Raw genomic sequence first — 20,484 nt, forward strand, 5'->3', positions numbered from 1 at the left:
CGGTTCTGATGACACGCACGTTCGCCCGGCGGAGCGTGCCTGCGAAAGGATCGGTGCGACTGAGATGACGGGTCCAGCCCAGACCGAGGAACGCCTCTCGGAGGTACGGTTCCTGACCGTGGCCGAGGTGGCCACGCTGATGCGGGTCTCCAAGATGACTGTCTACCGGCTCGTGCACGGCGGTGACCTCACCGCCGTCCGGGTCGGTCGTTCGTTCCGCGTGCCGGAGCATGCGGTGCACGAATATCTCCGGGGCGCGTTCTCGCAGACCGCCTGAGGGCGGGCCTGCCGGGGTCGTGTTGGCCCTTGCCGAGCGGGCCGGTACGCTGGACCGGTTGGTTCCCGGGTCGACTTGCGCCGCTGAGTGCTCCGAAGAGGGGCGCAGTAACGGCGCTGTCCCGGGCGCCGTCCAGATCGGTACCGGCCGAGCCGGTTCCACTCAAACATGGTTCGAGAGGCTGTCGTATGGGCTCCGTGGTCAAGAAGCGCCGCAAGCGTATGGCGAAGAAGAAGCACCGCAAGCTGCTGCGCAAGACCCGCGTCCAGCGTCGCCGTTTGGGCAAGTGACGGACGGCCGGGTGCTTCACCCGGCCCTCGCCGTCGCTTGCCGACCCCGGCCCGAAGCCGGGCCGTCCGCCGCCGGACCCAGGTCCGTGAGCGTGACGACGTCCGGCGCCGGGCCCAGTTCTGAGGCTCAGCATCGAAAGGTGCGCTCGTGGTGACCTCACCGCCCAGCGTTGTCGTGGTCACCGGAGTCAGCCGATTTCTCGGCGCATCCGTGGCCGCCCGCCTAGCCGCAGATCCCCGGATCGACCGTGTCGTCGGTCTGGACCCGCATGACCCGCCGGCACGCCTTCTCGGCCTGCTCGACGGGGTGGAGCGGATCCGGGCCGACGCGCGCGCGGCCACCGAGGCCATTGCCGGTCTCGGTGCCGAGGCTGTCGTCCATCTGGCGGTGACGAGCGTCCCCGACCCGGCCCATGGCGGCCGCGCGGGGATGAAGGAACACAACGTCATCGGCACCATGCAGGTGCTGGCCGCTGCCCAGGGTGCGCCGAACCTGCGCAAGCTGGTGGTGCGTTCCTCCACGGCCGCCTATGGCGCGTCGTTCCGCGACCCCGCGGTCTTCACCGAGGACACCGAGCCGCGTGCGGTGCCGCGTGGCCCGTTCGCCCGGGACATTCTCGACATCGAGGGGTACGTGCGTGGCTTCCGCCGCCGCCGGCCCGAGGTCGCGGCGACCGTTCTCCGCTTCGCCCCGATGATCAGTTCGTCGGCCGAGACGTCGCTGACCCGCTACTTCGCCCAGCCCGTGGTCCCCACCGTGATCGGCCGCGACGCCCGCCTGCAGTTCGTGCACGTGGACGACGCGCTCGAGGTGCTGCACCGCTCGGTCGTCGAGGACCATCCGGGCACCTTCAACGTTGCCGGTGCCGGCGTGCTCATGCTGTCCCAGGCGGTTCGCCGGGCCGGCCGCATCGCCGTGCCGCTGCCCGAGACCGGGCTGTCCACCGCCGCCGCGCTCGTCCGCCGTCTCGGCGTCGAGCAGATCGGCCTGGACCAGATCGACCTCTTCGTGCACGGCCGGGTGGTCGACACCTCCCGGCTGATCCGTGAGTTCGGCTTCACCCCGCGCACCACCGCCACCGCGTTCGAGGAGTTCATCGAGGCCCACGCGGCCGGCTCCTCGCTCACCGCCGACCGGCTCGCCGCCGCCGAGCGGGCGATCCTGGACGGCATCCGGCGGGTGCGGGCGGCGGCCGACGCCACCCCGGCCGGGAGCGACCACTCGTGAGCCAGGACGAATTCCGTGACGTGCTGCCCGGGACGGCCGAGTTCCGGCTGCCCGAGCCGTCCCCACCGAAGAAGATGAACGGCCGCCGCCCGATCCCGGAGAAGCCGGACGAGCAGGTGGCGAAGCTGGAGTCGACCGCCGAGCCGGCGGCCGCGCCCGAGCCGGCCGCGGAGGCGGAACCGGCCGCGATCGACGTGTGGGACCGCCGGGTCGCGGACGGCCTGGCCTTCCTGCGACGGCGGCTCGCCGGGGCGTATGAGGTCGACGAGTTCGGTTTCGACCCGGAACTGACCGAGGCCGTGTTCCACCCGTTGCTGCGGGTGCTCTACCGCGACTGGTTCCGCACCGAGGTGTTCGGTGCCGAGAACGTGCCGGTCGACGGTCCCGGCCTGGTCGTCGGCAACCACTCGGGCACCCTGGCGCTGGACGCGCTGATGCTGACCGTCGCCCTGCGGGAGAACCACCGGCACCTGCGCCTGCTCGGCGCCGACCTGGTCTTCCGGGTGCCCGGGATGAGCGAGCTGGCCCGCGCGGCCGGCGCCACGGTCGCCTGCAACCCGGACGCCGAGCGGCTGATGACCGGCGGCCAACTGGTCGGCGTGTTCCCGGAAGGCTTCAAGGGCATCGGCAAGAAGTTCGCCGACCGCTACAAGCTGCAGCGCTTCGGCCGGGGTGGCTTTGTGTCGGCCGCCCTGCGCACCGGCACACCGATCGTCCCGGTCGCGATCGTCGGCGCCGAGGAGATCTATCCGATCCTGGCCGATCTGAAGCCGCTGGCCCGCCTGCTCGGGGTGCCGTATTTCCCGGTCACGCCGACGTTCCCGTGGCTCGGCCCGCTGGGTCTGATCCCGCTGCCCAGCAAGTGGCTGATCCAGTTCTGCCCGCCGATCCCGACCGCGCATCTGACCGAGTTCGCGGATGATCCGCTGGTCGTCTACAACTTGGCTGACCAGGTCCGGGAGACGATTCAGGCGTCCCTGCACGAACTGCTGCAGAAACGGCCCGATCCGTTCGCCCGGTGACGACTGGCGCGAACCGTCCTATAGTGACGATTGAGGGGCGGCCCCGGAGAGATCCGGCACCGCCCCTCGCCATCCTTGATGGCGTCGCCTCCGGCGCCGCGGCATTGCGCCCTTGGCGGTCGCAATGCGGGGGTGCTGTGGTTCAGAAGATGTTGCCCAGCAGGCCGCCGAGGACGCCGTCGTCGTCGGACTCGACGCCGTCGCCGGTGGGGGTGGCCGCGGGGGCCGGGCTGGTGGTCACGCCGCCCGCCGGGGCGGTCGTGACCTGCGCCGACTTGGTCCGCTGAGTCTGACCGCCGTTCACGCCGGCCGTGGTCCCCGGCTCGGCCGTGGTCCCGGCCTGTGCCGGCTTGGTCGGCGCGGCACTCGAACCGCCCGGCTTGGTCGTCGTCTTGCCACCGTCGCTGTTGCCGCCGCCGTGCGTTCCGCTCGGTGGCGTCTTGTCGGTCGGCTCGTCGCCGCAGCCGTGCAGTTTCGGGCCGAGCTGATCGGTTCCGGCCGGGACGAGCTTCTCGCAGTCCAGCCCGGTACGCAGCTGTTCGGTCCGCTGGGTCACGTCCTGCAGCAGCCCGAGCGAGGTCAGCGCCCGTTCCCGGTTGACCGTGGACAGGTTCTGCAGCGCCGGTTCGAACGTCGAGCGCTGGTCCTTGACGAACGCGTCCAGTGTGGTCAGCTGCGCGGCCTCCTTGCGGGACACCGCGGCGGTGGTGATCAGTTTGACGCCCTTGCGGGTGTCCGCGTCCATGTCGTCGAGCACGTTCCGGAACCCGTCGGCGTTCCCGCTCATCGCGGTCGCCTCCCGCAGCCGGTTGCGCGCGAAGTCCAGCGACAGCTGCCCGCGGCTGGCGTCCGAGCCGGCGATGGCCAGCTGGGCCCGCTCGGTGGAGCGCTTCACGCCGTACAGTGCGTCACCCGGAGCCGCGCTCTCGCTGGCCGCGGAGATCCCGGAGACGGCCATCGCGCCGGCGGCGACGCCGAGCACGATCGCGCCGCGGGTCCGGAACCGGCGGGCGAAGACCGACCGCCGCTCCGGGGACTCGGCCGGCGGCTCGGGATCGGCCTCGACCGCGGTCCGGCCGATGCCGTCGCGTTCGGCCGTGGCGACCAGCATGGCGCGCAGTCCGACGCGGAACTCGGGATCGACCTGCCCGGCCGGGCGGGTGGCGGACAGTCGGTGGCTGAGCGCCACCAGTTCGGTCAGCTCGTCATCGGCGTGGCCGGGGATGTGGTACCGACCGGCGTCACCTAGATCGTCGACGTGTTCCGCGAAGCGCTCGGCGCTCCGGGAGCTCGGAAAAGGGAACTTCACCGCGGGCACCTCCCCTCGCTCGTGAGTGTCCCGCCGGCCCTTGTGCCGGCGTCGGCGACCGGGCCGCGGGTGGCCGCCGGGGGTCGCATCCGGACAAACGCGCGACACGCGGGTCCGGTTACGGGTGCGGAGAGGGACCATCGGGTATCGGAGATCGACATCCGAAAGCGCCCGATCAAGACTGGAATCCTTCCGGCAGGAGCCGGTTCAGCGCTCGCACCGCGCGGTACTGCAGGGCCTTGATGGCGCCCTCGTTCTTGCCCATGGTTTGCGCGGTCTCGGCCACCGAGAAGCCCTGCAGGAAGCGCAGCACGATGCACTCCTGCTGCTCGGGGTTGAGCTGTTTGACCGCGGTGAGCAGGGCGACGTTGGTGATGTGGTCGACCACTGCGGACTCCGGGCTGCCCTCCGGGCCCCGGTCCTCGCGGTCGGCGTCGAGCACGTCACCGGTGGTCACCTCAAGCCGGTAGCGACCGGACTTGAAGTGGTCGGCGACCAGGTTGCGGGCGATGGTGACGAGCCAGGCGCCCAGGTCACGGCCCTGCCAGGTGAAGCTGCCGATGCGCTTGAGGGCGCGTAGGAACGTGTCCGAGGTGAGGTCCTCGGCGAGCTGACGGTTGCCGACCCGGAAGTAGACGAAGCGGAAGACCGTGTCCACGTACCGGTCGTAGATCAGGCCGAACGCCTCCGAGTCGCCGCCCTGGGCGCGCTCGACCAGCGCCCACACCGCGGCCGCCGGGTCGCCCCGGTCGGGCCGGGCCGGATGCTTGGGCGGCTCGATCTCGGTCGGCGGGCCGGTCTTGCTCTGGGTGGGCAGCACCACGGTGTGATCGGTGCCGGGTGCCTCGCTCTCCGGCAGGTTGGAACGCTGCCCGGCGGTCGGCTGGGACGGCGGCCGGGGCGCGCCGAGCCGGTTGCCGCCGAACTTGCCGTTGGCACCGGGAGCCGGCACGGACGGCGAGTTGTTGATCGGCCGGCGATTGCCGGTGCGCCGCGGGCCATCCCCGCGGATCGCATTGGTGATCATCCCGTCGACCGATTCGCGGATGGCGTTCAACCCGTCAGTGATTGCGTGCCTCCCGGCAAGGACGTCGCGGTGGTACGGGTCCCCGGCGTACACATGAGTCACTGCGCCTCCTCAACCCGGCGGGCCTGCGGCGACCGTGAATCCGTCCCGCCAGACAGGGATTCACGGCGTTTCCGTCCTTTGTGTGGCACAGCGGCCTCCTCGGGATGAGGGTGGTCACTCGCATACAAAAGGGGTGGGGTAACCCGCGGAAATCGCCGGTAACCTCACCCGTTCGTGTGGAGTCCGTTACACAGACCGGAAGTATTGCTGAGTTCGGACACGAGGAGTCGCACACCATGTGCGCTGCGCGCAAAGCCGCGAATCCGTCCGAACTCGGCATCCGGTATCAAGGTCACCCTGTCTGATCCGGGGCCCGGACCAACGGACGGGATGTCCGCTATCCCGGACGGGTGATGTTTGTGCCAGACTCGGGCGTCGTGGAGGAACCCGCCCGTGATCCGGTCGCCGAGGCCGCGGCCCGACGTCCCGATGCCCCGGCTCTGATCGCCGGCGACACCGTCCTGACCTGGTCCGATCTGGATGCCAAGGTCACCTCGGCGGCGCACTTCCTGGCCGGCCGGACGTCGCCCGGCGACCGGGTCGCATCCGTGCTCGGCAATACCGTGGACTTCGTCGTCACCTGGTTCGGCACGTTGCGGGCGGGCCGGATCGCGGTCCCGCTCAATCCGGGCTACACCGCCGACGAGGTGACGCACGCACTCACCGACGCCGGCTGTGCGCTGATCGTGATCGGACAGACGGACCAGTTACGACTCGGACTGCGCACTGGTCCTAATTCAAACCAAGTCTGTGTGCGTCCGGATTTCGACAATGCCGTGACCGTCGAGCTCCCGCGGCCGGCCGCCGGTGATCTCGCCGTGCTGCTCTACACGTCGGGGACCAGCGGGCGGCCGAAGGCGGCGATGCTCACCCACGGCGCGCTCGCGGCCAACCACGAACAGCTCGACCGGATCGAGCCGCCGGTGGTCGGCCCGGACGACGTGGTGCTGCTCGCGGTGCCGTTCTTCCACGCGTACGGGCTGAACACCGGCCTGGGCAGCGTCGCCCACCACGCGGCGACCGGCGTGCTGGTCGAGCGCTTCGACGCGGCGGCGACGGCCGACCTGGTCGCCCGGCACGGCGTGACCGTCGTGGTCGGTGTGCCCGGCATGTATCAGGGCTGGTCACGGCTGCCGAGCGGGGTCGACGCGCTGGGCGGGCTGCGGACCGCCGTGTGCGGCGCGGCGCCGCTGGACCCGATCACCGCGGCTCGCTTCCGGGCGGTCACCGGCAAGACGATCATTATCGGGTACGGCCTGACCGAGTGTGCCCCCGTGCTCACCACGACCGCGGTGAGCGACCGGGAGAAGACCGGCTCGATCGGGCGGCCGCTGCCCGGGGTGGAGCTCTCCCTCCGTACGCGCAATGGTTTTGAATTGTGGCGAGACGGCACGGTGTCGCCGGAAGAAGATCTCGCCGAGCTCGACCTCGCGCCGGCCGTGTCGGCCGGGACCGATCCGGGCGAGATCGTCGTCCGCGGGCCCAACCTGTTCGCCGGTTACTGGCCGGACGCCGCCGGCGGGCCGGACGCGGACGGCTGGTGGCCGACCGGGGACATCGCCTACGCGGATGCCGACGGGGACCTGATCCTGGTCGACCGGATCGGTGAGTTGATCCTGGTCAACGGCTTCAACGTCTATCCTGCGGAGATCGAACGGGTGCTGGACGCCCATCCGCGGGTGGTCGAGGCGGCGGTGGTGGCCCGGCCGGACAAGCAAACCGGGCAGCGCCCGCACGCGTACGTCGTGGTGACCGGCGACCCGGCGCCCACGGTGACCGAGCTGCAGGTGCACTGCGCGGCGCGGCTGGCCCGGTTCAAGCTGCCGTCCGTCGAACTGGTCGCCTCGCTGCCGCGCTCGCCCAGCGGCAAGGTCCGGAAGAGGGAGCTGTCATGAGCGAGCTTGTGAGTGAATCATCGGGCTCAGTTGTTGACTCATGTCGACGCCGGAGCGAAGCGGAGGTGGCGGCATGAGCCGCATCACCCTGATCAGCCGGGATGGCTGCCATCTGTGCGAGGTGGCCGAGCAGACGCTCGACCGGATCGCGCCGGGGGAGTGGACCCGGGTCGACGTGGACTCGTCGATCGAGTTGCAGCGCGACTACGACGACCGGGTGCCGGTGATCCTGCTCGACGGGCGGGAGCACGGGTACTGGCGGGTCGAGGAGGCCCGACTGATCCGGGATTTGGCTCGACAGCCGGGTGAGTCACACCTGTAGGTTCCTTGGTCGTGACAGCAAAGCACCTGGTCTGGGACTGGAACGGAACCCTTCTCGACGATCTTCACCTGGTCGTGTCGTCGACCAACTCGGCCTTCGCCACGGTCGGCGGGCGGTCGGTCGAGGCCGACGAGCACCGGCGGGCGTTCCGTCGCCCGGTCGCCGAGTTCTACGCCGAGATGCTGGGCCGGGCGGTGGACGACGAGGAGTTCGGCCGGCTGGATCGGATCTTCCACGACGCGTACCGCCTGGGGCTGACCGACATCAGCCTGGCCGCCGACGCGATGGCCGCGATCAAGACGTGGCCGGGCTCGCAGTCGCTGCTCTCCATGTGGTTCCACAACGAGCTGGTGCCGGCCGTGGAGACCTACGGGCTGTCCGGCGTGTTCACCCGGATCGACGGGCTGCGCACCGAGGTCGGCGGCGACCTGAAGGCCGGGCACCTGGCCCGGCACCTGGAGGGTCTGGGCGTGGCCGGCGCCGACGTGGTCCTGATCGGCGACTCGCTCGACGACGCGTCCGCGGCCGACTCGGTCGGTGCCGGTTCGGTCCTTTACACCGGCGGCTTCACCGATCCCGTGAGATTGCGCGAATCGGGCCGTCTCGTGGCCGACTCACTCGTCGATGCGGTGAAGATGGCCATGTCACTCTGAGTCAGGTGGCCCTGGCGGGGTCGGAACGGTAATACTCGACAGGTCGGCTCGACTAACACAGTCGAGTCGATCTTGTCCAATTGTCCCGACAAGATCGCGATTTGTGCACGCCTTCACAAGCGCCTACTCTGTGGCTTCGACGAGCCCCGCTACCACAGTCACCCCACGAGGGTCTCACCGGTATCGCACAGAACGGGCTCACCGCAGGTTCGCCTCGTCGGCACGGAGTCAGATGAGTCAGCAGCGTCACGGAAGCACGCCCGGCGAAGCCGGTGGCGTCCCGGCCTTCCCGGAACTCCCGGAGGCGACGATCGCGCGGCTGCCCGAATACCTGCGCGCCCTTCATCATCTGGCCGAGGCCGGCGCTGAAACGGTATCCAGCGAGGGTCTGGCCGCTGCGGCCGGGGTCAACTCCGCGAAACTCCGCAAGGATCTCTCACATCTGGGGTCGTACGGGACCCGGGGCGTCGGCTACGACGTCGCCCTGCTGGTCGACCAGATCGAGTACATCCTCGGCCTCGACAAGAACCGGGCGGTCTGCCTGGTCGGCGTCGGCAACCTGGGGCACGCGCTGGCCGGTTACGCCGGCTTCGCCAGCCGCGGCTTCCGGGTCGTCGCCCTCTTCGACGCCGACCAGAAGAAGGTCGGCGAAGTGATAAACGGCATGGCCGTACGCCATATCGACGACCTCGACGCGGTCGCCGCGCAGGAGTCGATCGCGATCGGCGTCATCGCCACCCCGCCGACCGCCGCCCAGGCCGTGGCCGACCTGCTGGTCGCGGTCGGTGTGACAAGCATCCTGAACTTTGCGCCATGCGTGCTGTCGGTTCCGCCGAACGTCGATGTGCGCAAGGTGGATCTGGCCATCGAGTTGCAGATCCTCTCGTTCCATGAACACCGCAAGGCGTCGCTGACCGCCCTTCCCGGCGGGGCCGGCGACACCGCGGGTGACCAGGAGGCAGTCGGGTCGTGAATCTGCTCAGCATCGGTGCGTCCTACCGCACCGCCGACGTCGCCGTACTGGAACGGCTCAGCATTCCGGAACCCGAGATACCGCAGCTCCTGCAGAAACTGGTCGCTCAGCCGTACGTGAGCGAAGCCGTGCTCGTCTCGACGTGCAACCGCGTCGAGGTGTACGCGGCGGTCAGTGGCTTCCACGGCGGTCTCGGTGACATCTGCAACGTGCTCTCCCAGCACTCCGGCATTCCCGCCACCGAGCTGGCCGGGCACCTCTACGTGCACTACGGCGAGGCCGCGGTCCGGCACTCGTTCCAGGTCTCGTCCGGCCTCGACTCGATGGTCGTCGGCGAGGCGCAGATCCTGGGGCAGCTGCGGAACGCGTACCACGCGGCCACCGAGTCCGACACCCTCGGCCGGCTGCTGCACGAGCTGATGCAGCAGGCGCTGCGGGTCGGCAAGCGCGCGCACGCCGAGACCGGCATCGACAAGGCCGGTCAGAGCGTCGTCACCGCCGCCCTCGACGTCGCCGCCGAACACCTCGGTGGCGACCTGACCGGGCGACCGGCCCTGGTCATCGGGGCCGGCGCGATGGGCGCGCTCTCCATCGCCACGCTCACCCGCAGCGGCGTCGGACCGCTGCGGATCACCAACCGCAGCGCCGACCGGGCCGAGCGGCTGGCCGAGGCGTACGGGGCCACCGCGGTTCCCATCCTGGACCTGGAACAGGCGCTCAGCGAGGTGGACATCGTGGTCAGCGCGACCGCGTCCACCCAGCCGGTGCTGACCCGGGACCGGCTGCGCACCGCGCTGGCCGCCCGCACCTCGCCGAACCCGCTGGTCGTGCTCGACCTCGCGGTGCCGCGCGACGTCGCCCCGGACGCGGTCGGGCTGCCCGGCCTGATCGTGGTCGACATCGACGGGCTGGCCGCCGGACGCCGGGCCGCCCCGGCCGCCGCCGAGACGGCCGCGGTCGAACAGATCGTCGCCGGCGAGGTGGACAACTTCCTCGGCTGGATGCGCGGGGCGGAGATCGCGCCGACCGTGGCCGCGCTGCGCACCCGCGCCGAGGAGGTCGTCTCGGCCGAGATGCGCAAGCTCCTGGGCCGACGGCCGGAATTCACCGAGGAGCAACGGGCCGACGTTTCCCGTACCCTGCACCGGGTCGTCCAGCAGATCCTGCACTCGCCGACCGTGCGGGTGCGGCAGCTGGCCGCCGAGCCGGGTGGCGATCAGTACGCCGCGCTGCTCCGCGAGCTGTTCGACCTGGACGTCCCCCTGGCCACCCACGCTGATGCCGTACCCGAGATCGGAGGGAAAGCGTGACCGTCACACCGCTGCGCCTCGGAACCCGGGGGAGCAAGCTGGCGCTCACCCAGTCGCAGACCGTCGCCGACGAGCTGACCGCGGCCACCGGCCGGGCCGTCGAACTGGTCCGCATCGTCACGCCCGGCGACACGTCGTCGGCGCCGGTCGCCCAGCTCGGCGTCGGCGTGTTCGTCTCCGCGCTGCGGGACGCGCTGCTGGCCGGTGAGATCGACTTCGCCGTGCACTCGTACAAGGACCTGCCGACCAGCGAACACCCGCTCCTGGCGATCGCCGCCGTGCCCCGCCGGGAAGACCCGCGGGACGCTCTGGTGGCGCGGGACGGGCGTACGCTCGCCGACCTGCCACCCGGGTCGCGGATCGGCACCGGAGCGGTCCGGCGGATCGCGCAGCTGCGCTCGCTGGGCCTGGAGTTGCAGCTCACGCCGATCCGGGGCAACATCGACACCCGCATCGCCCGGGTTCTCGGCCCCGAGGCCGACCTCGACGCGGTCGTCCTGGCCCGGGCCGGAATCGCCCGCCTCGGCCGGACCGCCGAGATCACCCAGACGCTGGACCCGATGCTCATGCTGCCCGCACCCGCCCAGGGTGCGCTGGCCGTCGAGTGCCGGTCCGGCGACACCGACCTGGTCGAGCTGCTGGCCGCGCTCGACCACGCACCGACCCGCGCCGCCGTCCTGGCGGAACGGGCGTTGCTGGCCACGCTGGAGGCCGGGTGTGCCGCCCCGGTCGCCGCTTACGCCCGCCTCGTCCGGGGTGGGCATGCCGGCTCGGCCCCCGAGGACGGGCATGGCGAGGAGATGATTCACCTGCGCGGTGCGGTGATCAGCCCGGATGGGGTTCGAGCCATCCGGCTGTCGCGCACCGGAACGCCCGCCGGGGCGGCGGAGATCGGCAAGGCACTCGCCGCCGATCTCCTCGACGCCGGCGCCGATACCCTGATGGGGAGCACAGAATGACCACCCGCACCGCCCGTAAGCCAGCCGGACGCATCGCGTTCATCGGCGCCGGACCCGGCGACCCGGAGCTGCTGACCCGCCGCGCGTATGCCGCGCTGACCGATGCCGACCAGGTGGTCTACGACCGGGGCGTGCCCGATTCGCTGCTGTCCGCGATTCGCGCCGACGCCAAGGAGGACGCCCAGTTCAGCCCGGCCGAGGGTGCCCCCGGTGACGTGGCCAAGGTGCTGCTCTCCGCGGCCAAGTCCGGCCTGTCGGCCGTGCACCTGGTGGCCGGCGACCCGTTCGGCCACGACTCCGTGGTCAAGGAGGTGCAGGCGGTCGCCCGTACCGCCGTGCACTTCGAGGTGATCCCGGGCATCGGGCAGGCCGAGGGCGTCGCCGCGTACGCCGGTGTGCCGCTGCCCGGCGTCCGCATCGCCGCCGACGTCGACGACGTCACCACGCTGGACTTCGACGCGCTGGCCGGCGCCGCCCAGAAGGGCTCGTTCGCCGTCGCGGTCGACGCCGGTGACCTGGCCGCCGTCCGGGACGGGCTGCTCGCGGCCGGCGTCGAGCCGGGTGTTCCGGTCGGCGTGACCGGCGACGGCACCGGCGAGACGCAGTACACCACCACCTCGACGGTCGACAGCTTCGTCGCTGCCGCGCTCGGCTTCACCGGCCGGGTCGTGCTGACCGTCGGCGCCGAGGTCGGCGAGCGGGACGCGCTCAGCTGGTGGGAGAACCGCCCCCTGTACGGCTGGAAGGTCCTGGTCCCGCGGACCAAGGAGCAGGCCGGCGCGATGAGCGCACGACTGCGGGCCTACGGCGCCATCCCGTGCGAGGTGCCGACCATCGCGGTCGAGCCGCCGCGCACCCCGGCGCAGATGGAACGCGCGGTCAAGGGCCTGGTCGACGGCCGGTACGCCTGGGTGGTCTTCACCTCGGTCAACGCGGTCCGCGCGGTCTGGGAGAAGTTCGCCGAGCACGGCCTGGACGCCCGCCACTTCGGCGGCGTGAAGATCGCCTGCATCGGTGAGGCCACCGCCGAGGCGGTTCGCGCGTTCGGCATCCAGCCCGAGATGATCCCGGCCGGCGAGCAGTCCAGCGAAGGCCTGCTGGCCGAGTTCTCGCCGCACGACGAGATCCTCGACCCGGTCGGCCGGGTGCTGCTGCCCCGGGCCGACATCGCGACCGAGACCCTCGCGGCCGGCCTGATCGAGCGGGGCTGGGAGGTGGACGACGTGACCGCGTACCGGACGGTGCGGGCCGCGCCGCCGCCGGCCGAGATCCGCGACGCGATCAAGTCGGGCGGGTTCGACGCGGTGCTCTTCACGTCGTCCTCGACGGTGCGGAACCTGGTCGGTATCGCCGGGAAGCCGCACGCGCGTACCGTCGTCGCGGTGATCGGGCCGAAGACCGCCGAGACCGCGATCGAGTTCGGGCTGCGGGTGGACACCCAGCCGCAGAACGCCTCGGTGCCGGACCTGGTCGAAGCCCTGGCCGAGTACGCGTTGGAGCTGCGCGAGAAGCTGGCCGCGATGCCGGCCAAGCAGCGTCGCGGGTCCAAGGTGCAGGGGCCGACGGCTCTTCGCTTCCGCTGATGTGTCGTAGAGCGCGCCGGGGGATTCCCCGGCGCGCTTTTCTTTTGTGGCGCGCTAGGTTTTAGCTCTATTCGCCTTGCTTTTCCGATCGCTTTGGGCGATTTGGACGCTTTAGGGAGAACATCGATGTCCTTCCCCGACATCCGCCCGCGCCGCCTCCGGCGCACCCCGGCGATCCGCCGCCTCGTCGAGGAGACCCGCCTCGCCCCGGCCGAGCTGGTCCTGCCGCTCTTCCTCAAGGAAGGGCTGAACGAGCCGCGCCCGATCAGCTCCCTGCCCGGCGTCGTCCAGCACAGCCGTGAATCGCTGCGCAAGGCCGCCCACGAGGCGGTCAGCGCCGGCATCGGCGGCCTGATGCTGTTCGGCGTGCCCGAGAACACCAGCAAGGACGAGACCGGCTCGGCCGGCCTCGACCCGGACGGCATCCTCAACGTCGGCATCCGCGACCTGCTCGCCGAGGTCGGCGACGCCACTGTGATCATGAGCGACCTCTGCCTGGACGAGTTCACCTCGCACGGGCACTGCGGCGTGCTCGCCCCCGACGGCTCGGTCGACAACGACGCCACGCTGGAGATCTACGCCGAGATGGCGGTCGCCCAGGCCGCGGCCGGCGCCCACGTGGTCGGCCCGTCCGGGATGATGGACGGCCAGATCGGCGTGATCCGCAAAGCGCTCGACCGGGCCGGCTACCAGGACGTGGCCGTGCTGGCCTACGCCGCGAAGTACGCGGGCGCGTTCTACGGCCCGTTCCGCGAGGCGGTCGAGTCGACCCTGCAGGGCGACCGACGGCAGTACCAGCAGGATCCGCCGAACCTGCGCGAGGCGCTGCGCGAGGTCGACCTGGACGTGGCCGAGGGTGCGGACATGGTCATGGTCAAGCCGGCGCTGCCGTACCTCGACGTGATCGCCGCCGTCCGCGACCGCGTGGACATCCCGGTCGCCGCCTACCAGGTCTCCGGGGAGTATGCGATGGTCGAGGCGGCCGCCGCCAACGGCTGGATCGACCGCGAGCGCGTCATCCTGGAATCTCTCACGTCGATCAAGCGGGCCGGCGCCCAGATCACCCTCACCTACTGGGCCCTGGAGGCCGCCCAGATGCTGCGCTCCCGCTACTGAACGAGTTTCTGCGGAGCGCAGCGGAGCAATTCAGCTCGGTTCCAGGCGCTGCACGAGCTGGGCCACATCGGCGATGTACTCGAACCAGTCGCGGTCCGACTGGTAGCCCAGCTCGGCGTTGACCTTCAGCATCGACTCGTTGTGCTGCGCGTTCCAGGTCTGCACCTGGCGCAGGCCGGTCTCGGCGGCGCGCAGCTCGAACAGCATCCGCGCCTTGATCGCGCGGTCGATGCCGTAGCCCCGATGCTCGCGGACGACGATCGTGTCGTACTGATCGGCCCGCTCCGGATGCTGCGCCGGCACGACCACCTCGGTCAGCCCGGCCACCGAACCGGTCGACTCGTGGATCGCCAGCACGATGTACGGCTTCAAGCCGCGCCGGTGCAGCGTGTCCAGCGACTCCTGGAGCCGGTCCGGGTCCGACGAGCGCGGCGTCAGGTCGAGATCGTCGTCGTCGGTCTGCGCCTCGGCCTTCGCCCGCGCATACGGTTCGAGCAGCGTGCGGGGCGGGCCACCGGGGTGATACTCCACCCGGTACCCACTACTGATGCCGCTGGCCATCGTGCCCAGGGCGGCCCAGTCGACCGTGTCCAGACTCAGGACACTGCGGGTCTCCACATACTCCCGTTCGAAGCCGAGCGACTCGTAGAAGCCGATCGCCGGGGTGCCGCCGATGGCCTCAACCCCAATTGACGAGAAGCCTTCGAGGTACGCCCGTCGGGCCGCCACCGCGAGCAACTCCCGCCCCAGCCCACGACGCCGCAACTGGGGCTTGACCAGGATTTCGAGCACGCCGATGTCGCCCAGCAGCAGGATGCTGACCAGGGCGTAGATCTCACTCTCCCCCTCGGGGAGCCGATCATCCTCGGCGACCCAGCAGATCCGGCGCTCACCCGGCATGGTCTCGGCCAGATAGTCCCTGACCTGCACGTCGCGCCAGGGTGGATCGTCCGGGAGGTCGGTCGCGAGCACGGCGTTGACCGTCTCCACCAGCGAGTGGATCTCAGCCGCGGACGCGGAGCGGGGATCCCATTCACGCACCCTCACTCGTACATCGTGCCGTTTACCCGACCTTCATGGAAGTGCTGACCACGCAAAAGTACGCATCCACTCACCGAGCGTCGCCATTGCTCGCTCCCCGAAGCCGCCACCAAGCCCCCGCCCCGCCCCGATCCCACCACCGATTCCCACCCGCCCCGCACACCCGGCCGCGCCCCGCGCCCCCGGTCGGCGGCCTGGCGCGGAATCAGGTGCGGCTGCGCTGGCCGTAGTCGTTGGCCGCCTCGAAGATCTTCTGCGCGGACGCCTTGAGCGTGCCGCCGTCGTAGTTCAGGATCGCGTCCCACCAGGAGTCGGCCCGGGACAGGTCACGAACGCCACCCTTGGCGTCCTTGCACAACTGGGTCGCCGCGACCAGGGCGGCGTCGTCGATGTCGTTGATGTCGGCGGTCCCGTTCCGGTCGGCGTCCACCTGGAACGACTTCCAGACGCTGGGCACCAGCTTCATCGGCCCGACCTCGCGGTCATACGTCGTGTCCTGGTCCAGAACGCCCTGATCGGTGTCGTTGACCAGGAGCCGGCCACCCTGCCCGTCCAGCGGCAGGCCGTAGATCGTCGGCTGGGCCACCCCGTCCACGCTGAGCACCGCGCCGTTCGAACTGCCGTGCCCGGACGCCACCTTGCCGATCGCGGCCAGCGTCGTCCAGGTCAGGTGACAGGTCGGCGTGGTCTGCGCGGTCACCAGTTCCGCGTAGCCGTAGGCCTGAACCGCGATCACCGGGATCCCGGCCTTCGTCCCGGCGGTCTGCGCCCAGGAGGCCAGGGCATCGGCCGGCCGGGTCACGGTGGCCGCGCCACCGTTCGGCACGCCACCGGGCAAGCCACCGTTGGGAATAACCCCACCGGTTGTGCCCGGCACCCCGATCCCCGTAGCCGGCGGAACGGTGAACCCCGGAACCACCCCGGTGCCCGTGGCGGTGGGCAGACCCCCGACCCCGTAGGGATCGCTCGCCGACGGCGCCGGGGCCGCTCCCGCAGCCCCGAAGGTCGGCGTGACACTCGGGGTAGGCGCGGCCTCCAGGGCGCGCGGAACCAAATAGGCCCCCGCCGTACCCGCGGCCCCGATCAGGCCGACCACGACGACACTGGGCAGGATCACGCGCCCGCTGGGCCGCCGAGCCCAGGCGGCCACACCACGGCCACCCCGCCCGACCAGCCCGAGTGATCGCCGAGCCAGCCCCCGCTCAGCAGGCTTCGCCTCACCGGCCTCGGCCTTCCCGTCCCCGGCCGCACTCGCGGCTGAGTCCTTACCCGCGGCTGAGTCCTTACCCGCGGCTGAGTCCTTACCCGAAGTCGAGTCCTTGCCCGGCTCCACAGCTTTGCCCGGCTCCGAGGACTTGCCCGGCTCCACAGCTTTGCCCGGTTCCGCGACTTTGCCGCCCTCGGCCGCCTTGCCCGGTTCCGCGACCTTGTCGGCCTCCGTCGTTTTGCCGGATTTGGCGTCGGCCTCCGCGGCCTTGCCGGATTCACCGCCCGCTTTCGCACCCTCGCCGCCCGCGGAAGCCGGGCCAGATTCGGCAGCCTCGTCCGCCGTGGCGGCACCCTTTTCCGGGCTCACCTCAGCCGCAGCGCCACCCGCCACCGACGTATCCGACTTTTCGGACCCGGCCGGCCGCACATGCCTGCCGCCCTTGCTCGTCTCGACCGGCGCCGCCCCGGAACTGCCCAACGGGCCGCCCTGATGGGGCGCCGCCGCCCGCAACTCCGGCCGCTCTGCTGGGGTCTTCGGTGCCTCCGCCACGCGTCCGACCCTACCGGGCTCCGACGAACGTTGGGAAAGTCGCCGGGGACCTGTGGACAACGCCTGGGCGAAGGCGCTTTACGCTGGTCGGATGCCGCGTTATGACTACCGCTGCCGCGCTTGCGGCGACACCTTCGAGGTCAGCCGCCCGATGATTGCGGCCGCCGACCCGGCCGCCTGCCCGCAGGGCCACGACGACACGGTCAAGCTGCTGTCCACAGTCGCCGTCACCGGCCGCGGCGGCGCTGCTCCGGCCCCCATCGGCGGCGGAGGCTGCTGCGGCGGCGCCTGCGGATGCTGACCAGGCCCAGCTGACCAGACTCGGCTGACTAACCCGGCAGCCGCGCCCACCACCCAGGCCTGAGCGAATCAGGTCCAACCCCACAACAGGTTTTGGGGTAACCGTGCCCACCCAAGCACGCCGCCCCGGAGGGTTTCGCGTTCTGGACGCGCCAGCGGCCAGCGAAGCCCTCCGGGGCCCCCGCGGGAGCGACGGTCTGTACCCCGGCGGACCTGGGACAAAATGATCTTGATCTGAGAAGTGCTATTCCAGATCAACCGCAGCGGGTCAAGGCGCCAGACCTCGCCTCACCCGAAGGAGTGACTTGTGCCACTCCTTACTGCAAACCGCTCGATACCGGTCGAGCGTCGACATTGGTGGCCAACCGGCTGTCCATTCTCACCCCGGGTAATCGGCCTCCAACCCCCTGCCGACAAATCCGCCCAGCTCAGCCCCAATGTCCCGGACAATGGGACGACACGTACGGGTACACCCGAACGTCTCGGCGGTTTTGCCCGAGCGCCTCGTTTCCGCGTTCGATCTCTTTCGTTACGACACGCGTAGTCCCGTATGCCGACGTCGATCCCACTCTTCGGTGATGTCCTCCGTAAGGGGTCGGCCGTGGCGGGAACTTGGTTACTGTCCGTTTCTACGATGGGCGGTGACTCTGAGATACGTCAGCATGAGTCCGCGACTTCCAAAGGGGGCGGAGGTTCCACCGTGTCGGGACGGCTCGAGCTACCCAGCGGCCTCGTGACCTTTATGTTCACTGACATAGAGGGATCAACACGACTGGCCCGGATGCTCGGTGACACCTATCGCGCTGTGCTGAATGCACATCGCTCTGTGTTACGCGCTGCGCTGAGTGACTTCGGCGGTGTCGAACTCCTTACGGAGGGTGACTCTTTTTTCGTGGCGTTCGACAACGCCGATGCCGCTGTGGCGGCCTGTGTGGAGGCTCAGCGGAGGCTGGCCGCGTTCAACTGGCCGCGCTCCGACGCTGTCCCGAAAGTCCGGATGGGGCTGCATACGGGCTATGCCACGCCGATCGGCGTCGAGTACGCCAGCGCCGAGGTGCACCGCGCGGCCCGCGTCTCGGCCGCCGCGCACGGCGGGCAGGTGCTCTGCTCGGAGGCCACCGCCCTGGCCGTTACCACCACGTTCACCACGGCGACGGCGGCCGCGGAGACCTTGGACGGCGTGGACATGCTCGACCTGGGCGCGTTCCGGCTGCGCGGCTTCGACGACGACGAGCGGATCTTCCAGGTGCTCGCGCCCGGTCTGGAGCGTGAGTTCCCCCGCCCCCGGACCGCCGAGGCGCCCCGCCACAATCTGCCGGCCGAGCACTGCTCGTTCGTCGGGCGGCACGCCGAGACCGCCGAGCTGGCCGAGCTGATCAGCCATCACCGGCTGGTCAGCGTGGTCGGCCCGGGTGGCGCCGGCAAGACGCGGCTCGGTCTGGCCGTGGCCGAGCAGGTGCTCGACGCCTATCCCGGTGGGGTGTGGACGATCGACGCGGCGACCGCGACCGGTGGGTTGCCGACCGCGCTGGCCTCGGCGCTGGGTCTGCGTCCGGAGCCGGGCCGCCCGATGATCGAGACGCTGGTCGAGCAGTGCGCCGAGCGGCGGATGCTGGTCATCCTGCAGACCTGTGACGCGGCGCCCGGGCTGACCGCGAATCTGGTGCACCGGCTGCTGTCCCGCTGCCGCCGGCTGGACGTGCTGGCCACCGGCCGGGCGCCGCTGGGCCTGCCCGGGGAGACCGTGTGGCGGATTCCGCCGATGGCCCCGGCCGACGCGTTCGCGCTGCTCAAGGAGCGGGCGACGGCGGCCCGGGGTGGCCGTCGGGGTGACGACGACGAGCAGTTGGCCGAGTTGGCCGCCCGGTTGGAGGGTTCGCCGCTGGCGATCGAGCTGGCCGCGGCCCGGCTGCGGCTGCTGCCGGCCGAGCTGCTGGCCCGGCGGCTGGACGACCCGATCGGCGCGCTGGACAGCGACGCGTGCGGTGAGGGCCGGCACGACAGCTTGCGGAACAGTCTGGAGTGGTCGTACCGGAGCCTGGGCAGCCGGGCGGCCGAGCTGTTGCGCCGGCTCGCGGTCTTCGCCGGGCCGGTGGATCTGTCGACGGTCGACTGGTGTGGGGAGGGCGCTCTCAGTGCGCTCTCCGAGTTGGCCGAGAAGTCGCTGATCGAGGTCGTGCCCGGGCCGCGGTACCGGATGTCGGATCACGTCCGGTCGTACGCGCTGCGCCGTCTCGCCGACGCCGGGGACGAGCCGGCCGTCCGGGACCGTCATCTCGCCTGGTCGCTGGACACGCTCACCAATGTCGCGGTGGACACCGACGGCCAGTTGCGGACGGTGTCGCTCACCGACCTGGGCCCGTACGTGGACGAGTGGCAGGCCGCGTTGCGCTGGGCCTCGGCGGGTGGGGACGTACGGTCCGGCCTGCGTCTGGCCGGCGCGCTGAACCCGTGGTGGCGGGAGCACGGCGGCGCCGGTGAGGGCCGCACGCTGCTGACCCGGTTGTACGAGCGCGCCGACGCCGACTCCGAACCGGCCGAGCTGGCCCGGGCCTACCTGATCCACGCCGACCTGGCCGACGATCCGGCCGAGCGGGACGAGTTCCTGCTGCGGGCCGAGGCCGCGGCCCGTCGCGCCGGCGACCCGGCGCTGCTGGTCCGGGCGCTGGGCAGCCGCCGGATCCGGCTGGACGAGCACGGCGAGGAGGCGACCGAGACCTCGTGCCGGTCGGTGATCGCCGAGGCCGAGCGGGCCGGGGTGGCGACCGAGTCGCTGCCCGCGGTGCTGTCGCTGGCCGAGCTGTTCTGGCGGCGGGGCGCGCTGACCGAGGCGGCCGAGCTGCTGGGTTCGGCCCGCCAGCTGGAGGCCGGCCGGCCGGAGGATCGTGGCCGGCGTTCGGTGGACTGGCTGCTGGGCATGGTCGCGCTGCGCCGCGGCGATCTCGTGGCGGCGCACGATCACCTGGTGGTGGCCCTGCGGTCGCGTCTGCGGCACGGTTTCCGGGGTGCGGCCGCGGATGCGGTGGCGGCGATCGCGGCCCGATGCGCGCTGGGCGGTGACGCGGTGAGCGCGACAGTCCTGTTCGGTGGGGCCGAGGCGGCTCGCGGGGCGCGTCGCACGGAGTCGTTCGGCGCGTTCTGGTCGGAGCAGCAGGTGGCGTTGCGCCTGGCCCTCGGGGACGCGGCGTTCGACGCCGCCTACGCGGACGGTGCCAATCTGGGCTTCGACCACATCGTCGCGATGGCGCTGGCGATCCAGCATCCGGACCTGGAGGACGGTGCCGCACGGTTCGCGCAGATCGTCCGCTGAACCGGCTC

Annotated in this window: 18 protein-coding genes; 14 read left to right on the forward strand and 4 right to left on the reverse strand. The window is 71.0% G+C overall.

The features are described 5' to 3' along the window. Positions 1-64 precede the first annotated feature (64 nt). From ACSHV8_RS43960 to ACSHV8_RS43975, 4 genes are all read left to right on the forward strand, one after another. Positions 65-277 (forward strand): helix-turn-helix domain-containing protein, encoded by a 213-nt coding sequence (locus ACSHV8_RS43960; protein WP_014694808.1) that lies wholly within the window; start codon positions 65-67, stop codon positions 275-277. Positions 278-465: 188 nt separating this feature from the next. After that, positions 466-567, forward strand: coding sequence for a 30S ribosomal protein bS22 (locus tag ACSHV8_RS43965; RefSeq protein ID WP_007465623.1), 102 nt, complete (start codon positions 466-468; stop codon positions 565-567). Between the two features lie 148 nt (positions 568-715). Continuing rightward, positions 716-1,795, forward strand: a complete 1,080-nt coding sequence (locus tag ACSHV8_RS43970; RefSeq protein WP_436526079.1) for an NAD-dependent epimerase/dehydratase family protein — start codon at positions 716-718, stop codon at positions 1,793-1,795. Next, complete coding sequence (locus tag ACSHV8_RS43975) at positions 1,792-2,817, forward strand: lysophospholipid acyltransferase family protein (RefSeq protein ID WP_436526081.1); 1,026 nt, start codon at positions 1,792-1,794, stop codon at positions 2,815-2,817. The genes ACSHV8_RS43970 and ACSHV8_RS43975 overlap by 4 nt, the downstream gene beginning before the upstream one ends. 142 nt (positions 2,818-2,959) lie before the next feature. On the opposite strand, the gene ACSHV8_RS43980 is transcribed toward ACSHV8_RS43975, so the two are convergent. Next, the gene (locus tag ACSHV8_RS43980) at positions 2,960-4,126 is read right to left on the reverse strand and encodes a DUF5667 domain-containing protein (RefSeq protein WP_436526083.1); all 1,167 of its coding nucleotides are present in this window, start codon (positions 4,124-4,126) and stop codon (positions 2,960-2,962) included. A 175-nt stretch (positions 4,127-4,301) separates the two neighbouring features. Further along, complete coding sequence (locus ACSHV8_RS43985; RefSeq protein ID WP_436537221.1) at positions 4,302-5,153, reverse strand: sigma-70 family RNA polymerase sigma factor; 852 nt, start codon at positions 5,151-5,153, stop codon at positions 4,302-4,304. A 479-nt stretch (positions 5,154-5,632) separates the two neighbouring features. Here ACSHV8_RS43985 and ACSHV8_RS43990 point away from each other — a divergent pair, with 479 nt between their 5' ends. From ACSHV8_RS43990 to hemB, 8 genes are all read left to right on the forward strand, one after another. After that, the gene (locus ACSHV8_RS43990) at positions 5,633-7,150 is read left to right on the forward strand and encodes a class I adenylate-forming enzyme family protein (RefSeq protein ID WP_436526085.1); all 1,518 of its coding nucleotides are present in this window, start codon (positions 5,633-5,635) and stop codon (positions 7,148-7,150) included. A 73-nt stretch (positions 7,151-7,223) separates the two neighbouring features. Next, positions 7,224-7,472, forward strand: a complete 249-nt coding sequence (locus ACSHV8_RS43995) for a glutaredoxin family protein (protein WP_436526087.1) — start codon at positions 7,224-7,226, stop codon at positions 7,470-7,472. Positions 7,473-7,483: 11 nt separating this feature from the next. After that, complete coding sequence (locus tag ACSHV8_RS44000; RefSeq protein ID WP_436526089.1) at positions 7,484-8,125, forward strand: HAD family hydrolase; 642 nt, start codon at positions 7,484-7,486, stop codon at positions 8,123-8,125. A gap of 232 nt (positions 8,126-8,357) precedes the next feature. Next, on the forward strand, positions 8,358-9,098 hold the full coding sequence (locus ACSHV8_RS44005) for a redox-sensing transcriptional repressor Rex (RefSeq protein WP_436526091.1): 741 nt from the start codon (positions 8,358-8,360) through the stop codon (positions 9,096-9,098). Continuing rightward, the gene (locus tag ACSHV8_RS44010; protein ID WP_436526093.1) at positions 9,095-10,408 is read left to right on the forward strand and encodes a glutamyl-tRNA reductase; all 1,314 of its coding nucleotides are present in this window, start codon (positions 9,095-9,097) and stop codon (positions 10,406-10,408) included. The genes ACSHV8_RS44005 and ACSHV8_RS44010 overlap by 4 nt, the downstream gene beginning before the upstream one ends. Continuing rightward, complete coding sequence (gene hemC / locus ACSHV8_RS44015; protein WP_436526095.1) at positions 10,405-11,367, forward strand: hydroxymethylbilane synthase; 963 nt, start codon at positions 10,405-10,407, stop codon at positions 11,365-11,367. Before ACSHV8_RS44010 ends, hemC begins: the two co-directional genes overlap by 4 nt. Further along, on the forward strand, positions 11,364-12,950 hold the full coding sequence (locus ACSHV8_RS44020; RefSeq protein WP_436526097.1) for a uroporphyrinogen-III synthase: 1,587 nt from the start codon (positions 11,364-11,366) through the stop codon (positions 12,948-12,950). Before hemC ends, ACSHV8_RS44020 begins: the two co-directional genes overlap by 4 nt. 126 nt (positions 12,951-13,076) lie before the next feature. Beyond that, positions 13,077-14,066 carry a porphobilinogen synthase gene (gene hemB / locus ACSHV8_RS44025; RefSeq protein WP_436526099.1) on the forward strand — a complete coding sequence of 330 codons (990 nt, stop codon included), beginning with the start codon at positions 13,077-13,079 and terminating at the stop codon, positions 14,064-14,066. A gap of 30 nt (positions 14,067-14,096) precedes the next feature. Here hemB and ACSHV8_RS44030 read toward each other — a convergent pair whose 3' ends face one another. Both ACSHV8_RS44030 and ACSHV8_RS44035 read right to left on the reverse strand, forming a co-directional pair. Next, positions 14,097-15,113 carry a GNAT family N-acetyltransferase gene (locus tag ACSHV8_RS44030; protein ID WP_436526101.1) on the reverse strand — a complete coding sequence of 339 codons (1,017 nt, stop codon included), beginning with the start codon at positions 15,111-15,113 and terminating at the stop codon, positions 14,097-14,099. A gap of 199 nt (positions 15,114-15,312) precedes the next feature. Then, positions 15,313-16,257, reverse strand: coding sequence for a hypothetical protein (locus tag ACSHV8_RS44035; protein WP_436526103.1), 945 nt, complete (start codon positions 16,255-16,257; stop codon positions 15,313-15,315). A gap of 700 nt (positions 16,258-16,957) precedes the next feature. Between ACSHV8_RS44035 and ACSHV8_RS44040 the strand changes: the two genes are divergently transcribed. Further along, the gene (locus ACSHV8_RS44040) at positions 16,958-17,167 is read left to right on the forward strand and encodes an FmdB family zinc ribbon protein (protein WP_436526105.1); all 210 of its coding nucleotides are present in this window, start codon (positions 16,958-16,960) and stop codon (positions 17,165-17,167) included. A gap of 741 nt (positions 17,168-17,908) precedes the next feature. Continuing rightward, positions 17,909-20,476, forward strand: a complete 2,568-nt coding sequence (locus ACSHV8_RS44045) for an ATP-binding protein (RefSeq protein WP_436526107.1) — start codon at positions 17,909-17,911, stop codon at positions 20,474-20,476. The last annotated feature ends 8 nt before the right edge of the window (positions 20,477-20,484 follow it).

The sequence above is a fragment of the Actinoplanes sp. HUAS TT8 genome (assembly GCF_051380535.1).
In the GTDB taxonomy this organism is placed as follows: domain Bacteria; phylum Actinomycetota; class Actinomycetes; order Mycobacteriales; family Micromonosporaceae; genus Actinoplanes.